The organism is Rahnella sp. PAMC25559 (genome assembly GCF_050632365.1).
Lineage (GTDB): Bacteria > Pseudomonadota > Gammaproteobacteria > Enterobacterales > Enterobacteriaceae > Rahnella > Rahnella rivi.
On the sequence record NZ_CP192543.1, the window covers coordinates 960,312 to 974,521 of the forward strand.

Annotated in this window: 12 protein-coding genes; 9 read left to right on the forward strand and 3 right to left on the reverse strand. The window is 53.2% G+C overall.

Annotated features, from left to right (window positions below; genetic code table 11):
* Positions 1 to 66 precede the first annotated feature (66 nt).
* On the reverse strand, positions 67 to 348 hold the full coding sequence (gene ppiC / locus ACQZQY_RS05755) for a peptidylprolyl isomerase PpiC (RefSeq protein WP_056772340.1): 282 nt from the start codon (positions 346 to 348) through the stop codon (positions 67 to 69).
* 175 nt (positions 349 to 523) lie between these two features.
* On the opposite strand from ppiC, the gene rep reads away from it, so the two are divergent.
* Complete coding sequence (rep, locus tag ACQZQY_RS05760; RefSeq protein WP_414070183.1) at positions 524 to 2,548, forward strand: DNA helicase Rep; 2,025 nt, start codon at positions 524 to 526, stop codon at positions 2,546 to 2,548.
* 61 nt (positions 2,549 to 2,609) lie between these two features.
* On the opposite strand, the gene gppA is transcribed toward rep, so the two are convergent.
* Together gppA and rhlB are read right to left on the reverse strand one after the other, a co-directional pair.
* A complete protein-coding gene (gene gppA, locus ACQZQY_RS05765) occupies positions 2,610 to 4,103 on the reverse strand; it encodes a guanosine-5'-triphosphate,3'-diphosphate diphosphatase (protein WP_122096505.1) in 1,494 nt (497 codons plus the stop codon).
* 6 nt (positions 4,104 to 4,109) lie between these two features.
* Positions 4,110 to 5,402: an ATP-dependent RNA helicase RhlB gene (gene rhlB / locus ACQZQY_RS05770; protein WP_056772328.1), complete on the reverse strand. Its 1,293-nt coding sequence runs from the start codon at positions 5,400 to 5,402 to the stop codon at positions 4,110 to 4,112.
* Positions 5,403 to 5,520: 118 nt separating this feature from the next.
* Here rhlB and trxA point away from each other — a divergent pair, with 118 nt between their 5' ends.
* The 8 genes from trxA (at position 5,521) to rffA (ending at position 14,210) form a co-directional block, all read left to right on the forward strand.
* The gene (gene trxA, locus ACQZQY_RS05775; RefSeq protein ID WP_013577537.1) at positions 5,521 to 5,847 is read left to right on the forward strand and encodes a thioredoxin TrxA; all 327 of its coding nucleotides are present in this window, start codon (positions 5,521 to 5,523) and stop codon (positions 5,845 to 5,847) included.
* Positions 5,848 to 6,258: 411 nt separating this feature from the next.
* The gene (gene rho, locus ACQZQY_RS05780) at positions 6,259 to 7,518 is read left to right on the forward strand and encodes a transcription termination factor Rho (RefSeq protein ID WP_056772325.1); all 1,260 of its coding nucleotides are present in this window, start codon (positions 6,259 to 6,261) and stop codon (positions 7,516 to 7,518) included.
* A 298-nt stretch (positions 7,519 to 7,816) separates the two neighbouring features.
* Positions 7,817 to 8,902, forward strand: coding sequence for a UDP-N-acetylglucosamine--undecaprenyl-phosphate N-acetylglucosaminephosphotransferase (gene wecA, locus ACQZQY_RS05785; protein WP_072158058.1), 1,086 nt, complete (start codon positions 7,817 to 7,819; stop codon positions 8,900 to 8,902).
* Between the two features lie 42 nt (positions 8,903 to 8,944).
* The gene (gene wzzE / locus ACQZQY_RS05790; RefSeq protein WP_431296748.1) at positions 8,945 to 9,997 is read left to right on the forward strand and encodes an ECA polysaccharide chain length modulation protein; all 1,053 of its coding nucleotides are present in this window, start codon (positions 8,945 to 8,947) and stop codon (positions 9,995 to 9,997) included.
* On the forward strand, positions 9,994 to 11,124 hold the full coding sequence (wecB, locus tag ACQZQY_RS05795; protein ID WP_056772316.1) for a non-hydrolyzing UDP-N-acetylglucosamine 2-epimerase: 1,131 nt from the start codon (positions 9,994 to 9,996) through the stop codon (positions 11,122 to 11,124). The genes wzzE and wecB overlap by 4 nt, the downstream gene beginning before the upstream one ends.
* Entirely contained in the window at positions 11,121 to 12,383 is a 1,263-nt protein-coding gene (gene wecC, locus ACQZQY_RS05800) for a UDP-N-acetyl-D-mannosamine dehydrogenase (RefSeq protein ID WP_136375574.1), read from the forward strand. The genes wecB and wecC overlap by 4 nt, the downstream gene beginning before the upstream one ends.
* The gene (rffC, locus tag ACQZQY_RS05805) at positions 12,350 to 13,075 is read left to right on the forward strand and encodes a dTDP-4-amino-4,6-dideoxy-D-galactose acyltransferase (protein ID WP_431296749.1); all 726 of its coding nucleotides are present in this window, start codon (positions 12,350 to 12,352) and stop codon (positions 13,073 to 13,075) included. The genes wecC and rffC overlap by 34 nt, the downstream gene beginning before the upstream one ends.
* 4 nt (positions 13,076 to 13,079) lie before the next feature.
* The gene (gene rffA / locus ACQZQY_RS05810) at positions 13,080 to 14,210 is read left to right on the forward strand and encodes a dTDP-4-amino-4,6-dideoxygalactose transaminase (RefSeq protein ID WP_183850355.1); all 1,131 of its coding nucleotides are present in this window, start codon (positions 13,080 to 13,082) and stop codon (positions 14,208 to 14,210) included.

The following is a 14,210-nucleotide window of genomic DNA, read 5'->3' on the forward strand; positions in this document are numbered from 1 at the left end:
TAGAAATAAAAAGGGCGCTGCATGAAAATGCGGTGCCCTTTCTTTTGGTTCTGGCAGAGGCAGAACTTAGTTGCGGTACAAAATCTTAATGATGTGGTAACCGAACTGAGTGTGCAGCGGGCCTTGTGGCTCGATCAGCGGTGCAGAGAAAACCACTTTATCGAAAGCCGGCACCATTGCGCCTTGCTTGAATTCACCTAAATGGCCGCCTTTCTTACCTGACGGGCAGGTAGAGTGCTTCTTAGCCAGCTTCTCAAAATCGCCACCGTTCTTCAGTTGTTCCAGAAGTTCCAGTGCTTGTGCTTCTTCCTTTACCAGGATATGCATTGCTGCAGCAGTTTTTGCCATGATGTAGACCTTTTTGCGAGAGTGTTTCCAGACGCGTAATGTAACATCTGCAACGGCGCATGGGGAATCCGGCCTGCGTTCCGGGATAACAAATTGCACGGTAAAGCCTGTCAATCTCAGCCGACGTTTCTGCTACAATCGCCGTCCTTGTCTATCAGGTGAGCAAAAATACGCCATGCGATTAAACCCCAGCCAACAACACGCCGTCGAATCTGTCACCGGACCCTGCCTGGTTCTGGCGGGTGCCGGCTCCGGCAAAACCAGGGTGATTACCAATAAAATCGCACACCTGATCCGTGAATGTGGCTATCAGGCACGTCACATTGCGGCCGTGACCTTTACCAACAAAGCCGCGCGCGAAATGAAAGAACGTGTCGGGCAAACCCTCGGGCGCAAAGAAGCGCGGGGGCTGCTGATTGCCACCTTCCACACGTTGGGGCTGGAAATCATCAAACGCGAATTTGCTGCGCTGGGCATGAAATCTAACTTTTCTCTGTTTGACGATCAGGACCAGCTGGCGCTGCTCAAAGAGCTGAGCGAGAAGTGGCTGGAGAACGACAAAACGTTATTGCAGCAACTGGTTTCCACGATCTCAAACTGGAAAAATGATCTGGTGGATCCTTCTCATGCCGCCGGACTGGCGCGTTCGGAACGCGATCAGATTTTCGCGCATTGCTACAGCCTTTATCACGACCACATGCGCGCCTGTAATATTCTCGATTTCGACGACCTGATCCTGCTGCCGACGTTGCTGTTGCAGAAGAATGAAGAAGTGCGTGAGCGCTGGCAGAACAAGCTGCGTTATCTGCTGGTCGATGAATATCAGGACACCAACACCAGCCAGTACATGATGGTGAAACTGCTGGTGGGTAACCGCGCGCGCTTTACGGTGGTAGGGGACGATGACCAGTCGATTTATTCCTGGCGCGGTGCACGACCGCAAAACCTGGTGCTGCTGAAAGAAGATTTCCCGCAGTTGCAGGTGATCAAGCTGGAGCAGAACTACCGTTCCACGCAACGCATCCTGAAAGCCGCCAACATCTTGATCGCCAATAACCCGCATGTGTTCGAGAAGCGTCTGTTCTCTGAGCTGGCTTACGGCGAATCACTGAAAGTTGTGACGGCCAATAATGAAGACCATGAAGCGGAACGCGTCGTGGGCGAGCTGATCGCTCATCACTTCATCAATAAAACCGCTTACGGCGATTACGCGATTTTGTACCGCGGTAATCACCAGTCGCGTCTGTTTGAAAAAATGCTGATGCAGAACCGCATTCCGTACCGAATTTCCGGCGGCACCTCTTTCTTCTCACGCCCGGAGATCAAAGACCTGCTGGCGTATCTGCGCGTGCTGACTAACCCGGACGACGACAGCGCTTTCCTGCGTATCGTGAATACGCCGCGTCGCGAAATCGGTGCCGCCACCTTACAGAAACTGGGGGAGTGGGCGAATCAGCGTAACAAAGGGTTGTTCAAAGCCAGTTTTGATATGGGGCTGAGCCAGTCCCTGACCGGTCGCGGGCTGGAATCTTTGCAACGTTTCACCCACTGGATGGGCAGTATTTCCGAGCTGGCAGAACGTGAACCGGTCGCTGCGGTGCGGGATTTGATCCACGGCGTTGATTACGAAAGCTGGCTGTTCGAAACGTCGCCGAGCCCGAAAGCCGCCGAGATGCGCATGAAAAACGTCAATCAGCTGTTCAGCTGGATGACCGAAATGCTCGAAGGCACCGATCTGGATGAGCCGATGACGCTTACGCAGGTGGTCACGCGCTTTACGCTGCGTGACATGATGGAGCGCGGTGAAAACGACGAAGAGTTGGATCAGGTCCAGCTGATGACGCTGCACGCCTCAAAAGGCCTTGAGTTCCCGTATGTCTATCTGGTCGGTATGGAAGAGGGGCTGTTGCCACACCAGAGCAGCATTGATGAAGATAACGTGGATGAAGAGCGGCGTCTGGCTTATGTGGGCATTACCCGTGCGCAGAAAGAGCTGACGTTTACCCTTTGCCGTGAGCGTCGCCAATATGGTGAGCTGATCCGCCCGGAACCGAGCCGTTTCCTGATGGAATTACCGCAGGACGATCTGGCGTGGGAAAGTGAACGTAAAGTGGTGAGCGCGCAGGAACGCATGGTGAAAGGGCAGAGCCATCTGGAAAAAATCCGTGAACAACTGGCGAAAGCCAAAGGCGGAAACTGACAGACAAAGAAAAGGCAGGGGATAAACCCTGCCTTAGTAGTATGACGGTGTGTCGAAAAAATCAGCTCTGCTCTTCGACAAACAGCGGCCAGTGGACATAACTCTGCCAGTGACTTTCCTGCTCTAACTCTTCGGCACGCAGCGGATGCTGTTCCAGCCAGCCCTGCGGCACAATCACACTCAGCTCATCATCGTTAGCGCGTAAACGCACGGCAGGCAATGTGTCGTCGCGACGACGGCTGGCAAAGATAATCGCCAGGCGCAGAATACGGCAAAGGCGCTGCGCCAGACGCGGCGGCAAAGCATTTTGCTCATTCAGCAACGGCAAATCGAGTGTGCTGTTCTGGTTCTGCAGAAGGGTCGCCAGCAGTTTTTTCTGTGCCGGAGTGAAACCCGGTAAGTCTAAATGCCGGATCAGATAAGCCGCGTGTTGCGGGGCCTTTTTGAAATCGACGCTCAAACCTATTTCGTGGATCAGACAGGCGCTGTTAAGTAACTCACGGGCGCGGGCATCCAGCTTCCATTCCTGTGCCACCTGCAGCGAGAAGTTCTCCGCCAGCTGTGCCACGCGTTGCGCCTGCTCGTTATCCAGCAAATAGCGACGTTGCAGATTACGCAATGTACGCTGGCGAATATCGTGCTCGATCGGCAAATGCAGCATGCCGTACACCAGACCTTCGCGCAGCGCGCCGCCGGCCAGTGTCATCGTTTCGATGTTCAGCGTTTTGAAAATGGCGATCAGAATGGACAGTCCGCTTGGGAAAACCAGCGCACGTTCGAGAGTCAGGCCTTCAATTTCCAGCTCTTCCAGTTTGCCGCACTGAATCGCGCGCTGTTTGAGCTGCTGAAGTTTTGGCAAAGTGATGCGCTCATCCATGCCTTGCGCGACCATGATTTCCTGCAAAGCCTGGACGGTGCCGGAAGCACCGACGCAGATTTGCCAGCCGTTCGCGATAAGATCCGGTGCCACCGGCAGGATCATCTCGATCGCAGCCTGTTCGGCCTGATCGAAGTTTTCCTTTGCCAGATTGCGGTCGGTAAAATAGCGCTCCAGCCAGGTCACACAGCCCATTGGCATGCTGAAAAGGGTAATCGCCTGTGCGCCGACACCGGTTACTAATTCGGTGCTGCCGCCGCCAATATCCACCACCAGACGTTTATCCGGACCCCCCGTGGTATGGGCGACGCCGTGATAAATCAGGCGGGCTTCCTCTTCACCGGTAATCACCTGAATCGGGCAGCCAAGGATTTCCTGCGCTTTGATGAGAAATTCATCGGCATTACTGGCAAGCCGCAGCGTCGCCGTGGCGACCACGCGGATTTGTGCGCGTGGGATATCCTGCAATCTTTCAGAAAACAGCTTCAGACATTGCCAGCCGCGTTGCATGGCTTCCTGAGAAAGCAGGTTCTGCTTATCCAGACCGGCAGCCAGACGCACTTTGCGCTTGATTCTGGCGAGGGTCTGGATACTGCCTGCCACCTCACGAACAACCAGCATATGAAAGCTGTTAGAGCCCAGATCGATTGCTGCGTAGAGTGAGGTGGAGCTTAGCATAGGTTATCAGCCCGGACGTTTACGGTTGCTGCGCGGTGCACTGCTGCGACGCGAAGACGAATTGCTGTTACGACGCGGACCATTGCCGGTGCGTGAACGTGCCAGACGTTTTGGCGCAGGCAAATCAGTCAACAGTGCTTCGCTGCTGTATTTGCTGACCGGAATACTGTGGCCGGTATAGGTTTCGATCGCCGTCAGGTTCAGGGCATATTCTTCACATGCCAGGCTGATGGAATGACCGCTCAGGCCAGCACGGCCGGTACGACCGATACGGTGAACGTAATCTTCACAGTCATCAGGTAAGTCATAGTTGAAGACGTGTGTCACGGCAGGAATGTGCAAGCCGCGCGCAGCCACGTCGGTGGCAACCAGAATATCCAGCGTGCCTTTAGTGAAGTCTTCCAGAACGCGCAGGCGTTTTTTCTGAGGCACGTCACCGGTCAGCAAACCGACGCGATGACCATCGGCAGCCAGATGGCCCCAGACGTCTTCACAGCGGTGCTTGGTATTGGCGAAAATGATGCAGCGGTCTGGCCATTCTTCTTCAATCAGCGTCTGCAACAGGCGCATCTTTTCTTCATTGGAAGGATAGAACAGCTCTTCCTGAATACGGTGACCTGTTTTTTGCTCCGGTTCGATCTCAATCGACTCGGCATTATTCATGTTTTCAAACGCCAGTTCTTTCACGCGATAGGACAGCGTTGCTGAGAACAGCATGTTCAGACGTTCAGTAGCAGGCGGCATCCGGCGGAAGATCCAGCGGATATCTTTGATGAAGCCCAGATCGAACATGCGGTCTGCTTCATCCAGTACCACCACCTGAATCGCGCCCAGGTCGATGTGGTTCTGTTTTGCGTAATCGATAAGACGGCCAGTGGTCCCAATCAGGATGTCCACGCCGCTTTCCAGAACTTTAAGCTGTTTGTCGTAGCCGTCACCGCCGTATGCCAGACCTAATTTCAGGCCGGTAGACTCGGATAATGCTTCGGCATCGGAGTGGATCTGCACCGCGAGTTCACGTGTAGGTGCCATGATCAAGGCACGCGGCTGGTTGGTCTTACGACCCTCCGCAGCAGGGTGAGAAAGCAGATAATGGAAAGTAGACGCTAGAAAAGCCAGCGTCTTGCCGGTACCGGTTTGCGCCTGACCTGCAACATCACGCCCAGCGAGCGTGATTGGCAATGCTAATGCCTGGATAGGTGTGCAGTAATGGAAGCCTTTCTTTTCAAGGGCTTCCACTGCAAGCGGGTGCAGGGCGAAGTCGGAAAACTTCTTTTCGGTCAAGTGTGTTTTGCTCATAGTGTGGTAGAATATCAGCTAACTATTGCTTTACGAAAGCGTATCCGGTGAAATAAAGTCAACCTAATGTTGGTTAATGCTACATCAACAAGGTAAAGATAATCCTTTGGAGTAGAACATGAGCGATAAAATTATTCACCTGACCGATGACAGTTTCGACAACGACGTATTGAAAGCCGAAGGGCTGGTGCTGGTCGATTTCTGGGCTGAGTGGTGCGGACCATGTAAAATGATCGCTCCGATTCTGGATGAAATTGCCACTGAGTTCGAAGGCAAGCTGACCATCGCGAAGTTGAACATCGACGAAAACCCAGGTACTGCACCTAAATACGGCATCCGTGGTATTCCTACCCTGCTGTTATTTAAAGGCGGCGAAGTCGCAGCAACTAAAGTTGGCGCACTGTCGAAAGGTCAGCTGAAAGAGTTCTTAACAGCTAATCTGTAAGCGGTCGGGATGACCCAAGCCAGGTGTTTAGCGGGCTGTCGTGTTTTTCACAATGTCCGCTAGACGCCTGTCAAGAAGCGTGCTAAGTTTACGCTTACTGCAAATAGAGCTTACCTGTAGTTTGATTCTTACGTTTTACTCTGTTGTGTCAAAAACATCTGCCTGATAGTTTCTTTGAATAAAAATTAAATTGAACTGGCACTGTGCTTGACCATCTAACGGTTTTGAAAAAATCGGCTTTAAGACACCTCAATATCAGTTTGCCCCTCTAGAATCGCTCGCTGGCGACTGCCTGCGGCTGGATTTTTAAGCTGTTACTTGAGTGTTCTACACAAACAGGCATGGATGACCCTGCCATACCCATTCACGACAGATGTTCGAGACATACCCCGAGTTTAAGAACCCACCATTATGAATCTTACCGAATTAAAGAATACGCCGGTCTCTGACCTGATTGCACTCGGCGAAAATATGGGACTGGAAAACCAGGCCCGCATGCGCAAGCAAGACATTATCTTTTCAATATTGAAGCAGCATGCTAAAAGCGGAGAAGATATCTTCGGTGATGGCGTCCTCGAGATATTGCAGGATGGATTTGGTTTCCTCCGCTCCGGAGACAGTTCCTACCTCGCAGGCCCCGACGACATCTACGTATCTCCAAGCCAAATCCGCCGCTTCAACCTTCGCACTGGCGACACCATTTCCGGTAAAATCCGCCCACCTAAAGAAGGTGAACGCTATTTTGCCCTATTGAAAGTTAATGAAGTTAACTTCGACAAACCAGAAAACGCCCGCAACAAAATCCTGTTTGAAAACTTAACCCCTCTGCACGCAAATTCACGTCTGCGCATGGAACGTGGTAACGGTTCAACCGAAGATTTAACGGCACGCGTACTGGATCTGGCTTCTCCAATTGGTCGCGGTCAACGTGGTCTGATTGTTGCTCCACCGAAAGCCGGTAAAACCATGCTGCTGCAAAACATCGCTACCAGCATTGCGTACAACCATCCTGACTGTGTGTTGATGGTTCTGCTGATTGATGAACGTCCGGAAGAAGTGACCGAGATGCAACGTCTGGTGAAAGGCGAAGTTATCGCATCCACCTTTGACGAACCGGCTTCCCGCCACGTTCAGGTAGCCGAAATGGTTATCGAAAAAGCGAAACGCCTGGTTGAGCATAAGAAAGACGTCATCATCTTGCTGGACTCCATCACTCGTCTTGCTCGTGCTTACAACACCGTGGTTCCGGCGTCGGGTAAAGTCCTGACCGGTGGTGTTGATGCCAACGCCTTACACCGTCCAAAACGTTTCTTCGGTGCAGCACGTAACGTGGAAGAGGGCGGAAGCCTGACCATCATCGCGACCGCGCTGGTCGATACCGGTTCTAAAATGGATGAAGTTATCTATGAAGAATTTAAAGGTACCGGCAACATGGAACTGCATCTGGCGCGTAAAATCGCTGAGAAGCGTGTCTTCCCGGCCATCGATTACAACCGTTCTGGTACCCGTAAAGAAGAGCTGTTGACCACGTCTGAAGAGCTGCAAAAAATGTGGATCCTGCGTAAAATTATCCATCCAATGGGTGAAATTGACGCAATGGAATTCCTCATTAACAAGCTCGCCATGACCAAAACCAATGACGATTTCTTCGACATGATGAAGCGTTCGTAATTTGGTGTAAAAGTCAGCTAACGCCACGCTAAGCCGTGGCGTTTTTTGCATTTGGTGGCTACCATAATGCAACTTCGGAGAAATAGTCAGATTATTCGGATAATAACTGATGGTTTTTCCATTGCCCTTTCTTTATTTTGTCGGCGGACTGTCTGATGACATAAAGAAAGGGCAACAGATAAGGTATTGCCTGAGACAAACCATCACTGTCACCCCATGATTAGATATAAGACTGTGAGGTTTATGATGTTCTTGCGCTCAACTCCACGCACCTTATTTTTGCAGAGATCTCTTAACTGTGAACTTACTCAATATGAGTACTGAACTCGTCGTCGTTTTCTTATTTTCATTCCTGTTTTTATTCGTTGCCAGGAAGGTTGCGTATAAAATCGGGCTGGTAGATAAACCCAATTTCCGCAAACGCCATCAGGGTATGGTTCCACTGGTCGGCGGTATCTCCGTTTATGCAGGGATCTGCTTCACCTTCCTCATTACCGATTATCGAATCCCCCACGGTCAACTTTATCTGGTCTGCGCAGGCTTGCTGGTGCTCGTCGGCGCGCTGGACGATCGCTATGACATCAGCGTAAAAATCCGTGCGCTGGTGCAGGCGACGGTCGCGGTCATCATGATGAGTTTTGCGAACCTCACGCTGCGGAATCTCGGCCATCTGATCGGCCCGTGGGAAATGGTGCTCGGGCCGTTTGGCTATCTCTTCACGCTGTTTGCTGTCTGGGCTGCGATCAATGCTTTTAACATGGTCGACGGCATAGACGGTTTACTGGGCGGACTTTCCTGCGTCAGCTTTGGTGCGATGGGCATCATCATGTACGACAGCGGACACATGGAGCTGGCATTGTGGTGCTTCGCGATGATTGCGGCGACGTTGCCTTACATCCTGCTTAATCTGGGTGTTTTGGGCCACCGCTACAAAGTCTTCATGGGTGATGCGGGCAGTACGCTGATTGGCTTCACGGTGATTTGGATCCTGCTGCAAAGCACGCAAGGCGAATCACACCCGATGAATCCGGTGACCGCGCTGTGGCTCATTGCCATCCCGCTGATGGATATGATTGCTATTATGTATCGTCGGCTGCGCAAAGGCATGAGCCCGTTCTCGGCTGACCGTCAGCATATTCATCATTTGATCATGCGCGCCGGTTTTACTTCCCGGCAGGCCTTTGTTTTGATCACCCTTGCGGCTGCAATCCTTGCGGTTATTGGCGTAATTGGAGAACATCAGCCGCTTGTGCCTGAATGGCTGATGTTGGTTTTATTCTTCCTCGCATTCCTGCTTTACGGCGTGTGCATTAAACGCGCCTGGCGGGTTGCACGGTTTATTAGACGGGTAAAAAGGCGTTTACGCCGCTCCTCCGTTCACTGATCAATTTTAACCCGAGGCTTACTGGCTGTGGATAAATCAGAAATGACAAGTAACCAGAATGAACGCGCCATCGAAAACGAACTCGATATCCGCGGCCTGTGCTGCACTTTATGGAAAGGTAAATTCTGGATTGCGGGTCTGGCAATACTGTTCGCACTTGTCGCTCTCGGCTCCTCCTATCTGATGAAACAAGAGTGGAGTTCAACGGCGATCACCGACCGCCCGACGGTAAACAACTTGTCTTCCTATTTCTCTCAGGCGCAGTTCCTGCGCAATCTGGATATGCGTACTGCGCCGCAGAGTGATGCGAGCCGGCCACCGATTTCAGATGAAGCCTACAACGAGTTTGTGATGCAACTGGCGGCTTATGACACCCGCCGGGATTTCTGGCAGCAATCTCCTTACTACAAACAGCGTCAGGAAGGTGATGCGCGTGCGGATGCCGTCTTACTGGATGAACTGATTAACGATATCCAGTTCACCGCACGCGACGGCATCAAAGTGCCGAACGATATTGTCAAACTGACTGCTGAAAACTCCGCCGATGCAAACAAGCTGCTGCGCCAGTATGTGAATTTTGCCAGCGCCCGCGCCTCTCAGTATCTTTACGATGAACTTCAGGGCGCATGGGCCGCACGTACGCAGTCGATGAAAGCGCAGGTAAAGCGTCAGGAAGAAGTCGCACAAACCATTTTCAAACGTACTGCGAATAACACCGAGCAGGCGCTGAAAATTGCTCAGCAGCAGAATATTAATAAGAGTGTGACGGAAACCCCCGCTGAAGAACTGCCGGACTCCGACATGTTCCTGCTCGGTGTACCGATGCTAAAAGCGCGCCTTGAACTGCTACAAGCTTCAGGCCCTGGCTACGATCTGGAGTATGATCAGAACCGCGCGATGCTTTCGACGCTAAATGTTGGCCCGACGCTGACCGCGAAGTTTCAGACTTACCGTTATCTCCGTACGCCTGAAGAGCCTGTAAAACGTGACAGCCCGCGCCGCGTATTCCTGATGATCATGTGGGGTATTGTCGGTGGTCTGATCGGAGCAGGCGTTGCCCTGACGCGTCGTAAAAATAAGAGAAACACATTGTGAAAGTGTTGACGATCTTCGGCACCCGTCCGGAAGCCATAAAAATGGCGCCGCTGGTGCATGCTTTGTCGCAGGATGCGGCATTTGAATCCAAAGTTTGTGTCACGGCACAGCACCGTGAAATGCTCGACCAGGTATTGCGTCTCTTTGAAATTACACCGGATTATGATCTCAATATCATGAAGCCGGGACAGGGATTGACTGAAATTACCTGCCGGATTCTGGCCGGGCTGAAACCCGTGCTGGATGATTTCAAACCTGACGTCGTGCTGGTTCATGGCGATACCACGACCACGCTGTCCGCCAGTCTGGCGGCGTTTTATCATCAAATTCCGGTGGGTCACGTTGAAGCCGGATTACGCACCGGCGATCTCTCGTCGCCGTGGCCGGAAGAAGCCAACCGTCTGCTGACGGGGCATCTGGCCAAATGGCATTTCGCGCCGACGGAAAATGCCAAAGCGAATTTGCTCAGGGAAAACATCCCCGCGCAGGGGATTTACGTTACCGGCAATACGGTGATTGATGCCTTGCTGTGGGTCAGGGATCGCTTCAGCAGCGATGATTCACTGGCGCAACAACTCGCCGCCAGCTATCCCTTCCTGGACGCAGATAAAAAGCTGATTCTGGTCACCGGTCACCGCCGTGAAAGCTTTGGTGGCGGGTTCGAGAGGATTTGCACAGCGCTTGCTGACATCGCCCGCCAGCACCCGGATGTCCAAATTGTGTATCCGGTGCACCTCAATCCTAATGTCACCGAGCCGGTGAATCGCATTCTGCATGGCATCGATAACATTGTGCTTATCGATCCTCAGGACTACCTGCCGTTTGTCTACCTGATGGACAAAGCCTATCTGATCCTGACGGATTCCGGCGGCGTGCAGGAAGAAGCGCCGTCGCTGGGTAAACCGGTGCTGGTGATGCGGGAAACGACAGAGCGTCCGGAAGCCGTTGATGCCAAAACAGTCCGGCTGGTTGGCACGGATACCGCTAAAATTGTAGAGGAAGTGACCCGCCTGCTGACGGATGAAGATGAGTACGACAGCATGAGCCGGGCGCACAATCCTTACGGTGACGGACATGCGTGTCACCACATTCTTGACGCATTGAAAAATCATTGGGTATCGCAATGAGCTTTAACACGATCTCTGTTATCGGACTGGGTTACATCGGTCTGCCTACCGCCGCTGCTTTTGCTTCGCACCAGAAAAAAGTGGTGGGCGTGGACATCAATCAGCACGCGGTCGACACCATTAACCGTGGCGCCATTCATATTGTTGAGCCCGATCTTGATCTGCTGGTGAAGCAGGCGGTCGACGACGGATTCCTGCGTGCCGTGACCCAACCGGAACCCGCAGACGCTTTCCTGATTGCCGTGCCGACGCCATTCAAAGGCGATCATCAGCCGGACATGAAATTCGTCGAATCTGCCGCGCGCTCACTGGCGCCGGTGCTGAAGAAAGGCGACCTGATCATTCTGGAATCGACATCGCCGGTTGGCGCGACGGAGCAGATGGCCGCATGGCTGGCAGAAGCGCGTACTGACCTGAGTTTCCCGCAACAGGCGGGTGAGCAGGCAGATATCAGCATTGCGTATTGTCCGGAGCGCGTATTGCCAGGGCAGGTGATGGTCGAGCTTATCAAAAACGATCGTGTTATCGGTGGCATGACGGCGCGGTGTTCGCAGCGTGCCAGCGAGCTGTATAACATTTTCCTCAAAGGGGAATGTGTCGTTACCAATTCCCGCACCGCCGAAATGTGCAAGCTGACTGAAAACAGCTTCCGCGATGTAAATATCGCTTTTGCCAATGAGTTATCGCTGATTTGCGATGCGCAGGGGATTAACGTCTGGGAGCTGATTGCGCTGGCGAACCGCCATCCACGCGTGAATATTTTGCAGCCAGGCCCTGGCGTGGGCGGACACTGTATCGCCGTTGATCCGTGGTTTATCGTCGCGCAAAACCCTGAGCTGGCGCGGATTATCCGCACCGCCCGTGAAGTGAACGACAGTAAACCGCACTGGGTGGTCGATCGCGTGAAAGCGGCGCTGGCAGATTGCCTGACCGCCACCGGAAAACGTGCCGCCGATGTGAAAATCGCCTGCTTTGGCCTGGCATTTAAACCCAATATCGACGATTTGCGCGAAAGCCCTGCGGTTGAAGTTACGCATCTGATTGCTGACTGGCATGCCGGCGAAACCTGGGCAGTCGAACCGAATGTTCATCAGCTTCCCGTTTCCCTGGCGGAAAAAGTCACCCTGCATTCTCTGGAAGAGGCGCTGGAAAGTGCCGATCTGCTGGTCATGCTGGTTGATCATGCTTCCTTTAAAGCGATCCCCGCCGCTCAGGTTGATCAGGCATGGATCGTGGATACAAAAGGCGTATGGCGATAAGCCTGCGCGGCACGCTTGATCCTCTCAGCTGGGAGAGTGAATTCTTCCGGTTGCAGAGCGCGAAGCTGACGCTCGATGATTCTGCGGGCGACGTCACGGCGCAGGCTCTGGCAGCGTATGCGCTGGTGCAGGTGAAAGTCGGCGCCGACCAATTGCCCACGCTGGATGCACTCTCTGCGCTGAGCTTTCGTCTGGCGGAAGGCGAAACTGACGTGTGTATCGATGTGGTGGCGCAGGATAGCGCGCTGGCCGCAGGGCGACCGGCAGTGCCGGAAGAGATCCACGATGTGGTGGCGATCGCCCGTCAGGCGTTTCACCTCAGCCGTTTCCGCGCACCCTGGTATCAGCCGGATGACAGCGCCCGTTTCTATGCGATGTGGGCGGAAAAAGCGGTGCTCGGCACCTTTGATCATCTTTGCCTGTGGGCGGAGGATCAGGGGAAGGACGCCGGATTTGTGACGCTGCGAAAGCTGTCGACAGATGAAGCAAGAATTGGCCTGCTGGCCGTCAGACCTGAGTGTCAGGGGCGGGGAGTGGGCAGAATATTAATGGCGGCTGCGAAACAGTGGTGTGCTGAACAGGGAGTGTCGCGTTTACACGTCGCCACCCAGACCGGCAACCTCGCGGCCTTAAACCTATATCTCGCCAGCGGTGGCAAAATCACCCGCGCGGCGTACTGGCTGTACAGGTGAAACAATGATCCCTTTTAATGCGCCGCCGATCGTCGGTACTGAAATTGATTTTATGCGTGAGGCAATGAGCAGCGGCAAATTGTGCGGCGATGGCGGGTTTACCCTGCGTTGCCAGAAATGGTTTGAGCAGCGTTTCAATTGCCCGAAAGTGTTGCTGACGCCGTCCTGTACCGCCTCGCTTGAAATGGCCGCACTTCTGCTGGATATCCAGCCCGGCGACGAAGTCATCATGCCGAGTTTCACCTTCGTTTCTACCGCCAATGCGTTTGTGCTGCGCGGTGCAAAAATCGTCTTTGTGGATATCCGCCCCGATACCATGAACATCGACGAAACCCTGATTGAAGCGGCGATCACCGACAAAACCAAAGTGATTGTGCCCGTGCATTACGCCGGCGTGGCTTGTGAAATGGACACGATTATGGCGCTGGCTGAAAAACACCGTCTGTTTGTGGTGGAAGATGCGGCGCAGGGAGTCATGTCGACTTACAAGGGCAAAGCGCTGGGCACCATCGGCCATATCGGCTGTTTCAGTTTCCACGAAACCAAGAATTACACGGCAGGCGGGGAAGGCGGTGCAACGCTGATTAACGATCCGGCGCTGATTGACCGTGCCGAAATCATCCGCGAAAAAGGCACTAACCGCAGCCAGTTCTTCCGCGGACAGGTGGATAAATACACCTGGCGCGATATCGGCTCCAGTTATCTGATGTCCGATTTGCAGGCGGCATATTTGTGGGGAAATCTGGACGCTGCCGAAAAGATTAATCAGCGCCGCCTTTCTGTCTGGAATGAATATTACGAGGCATTGCAGGATCTGGCTGATGCAGGCCGCGTCCAGTTGCCGGGTATTCCGCAGGATTGTGTGCAAAACGCCCACATGTTCTATCTGCGTCTGAAAGATATCGAGGATCGCGATGCCTTTATCCGCCACATGAAGGCCGCGGATATTCTGACGGTATTCCATTACATTCCGCTGCACGCCTGTCCGGCAGGGGAAGATTTTGGCCGTTTTAACGGCACCGATCGCTTCACCACGCAGGAAAGCGAACGTCTGGTGCGCCTGCCGTTGTTCTACAACATGAGCGATGACACGCAGCGCACGGTGATTGCGGCCTTGCTGCAATACTTCGCCTGA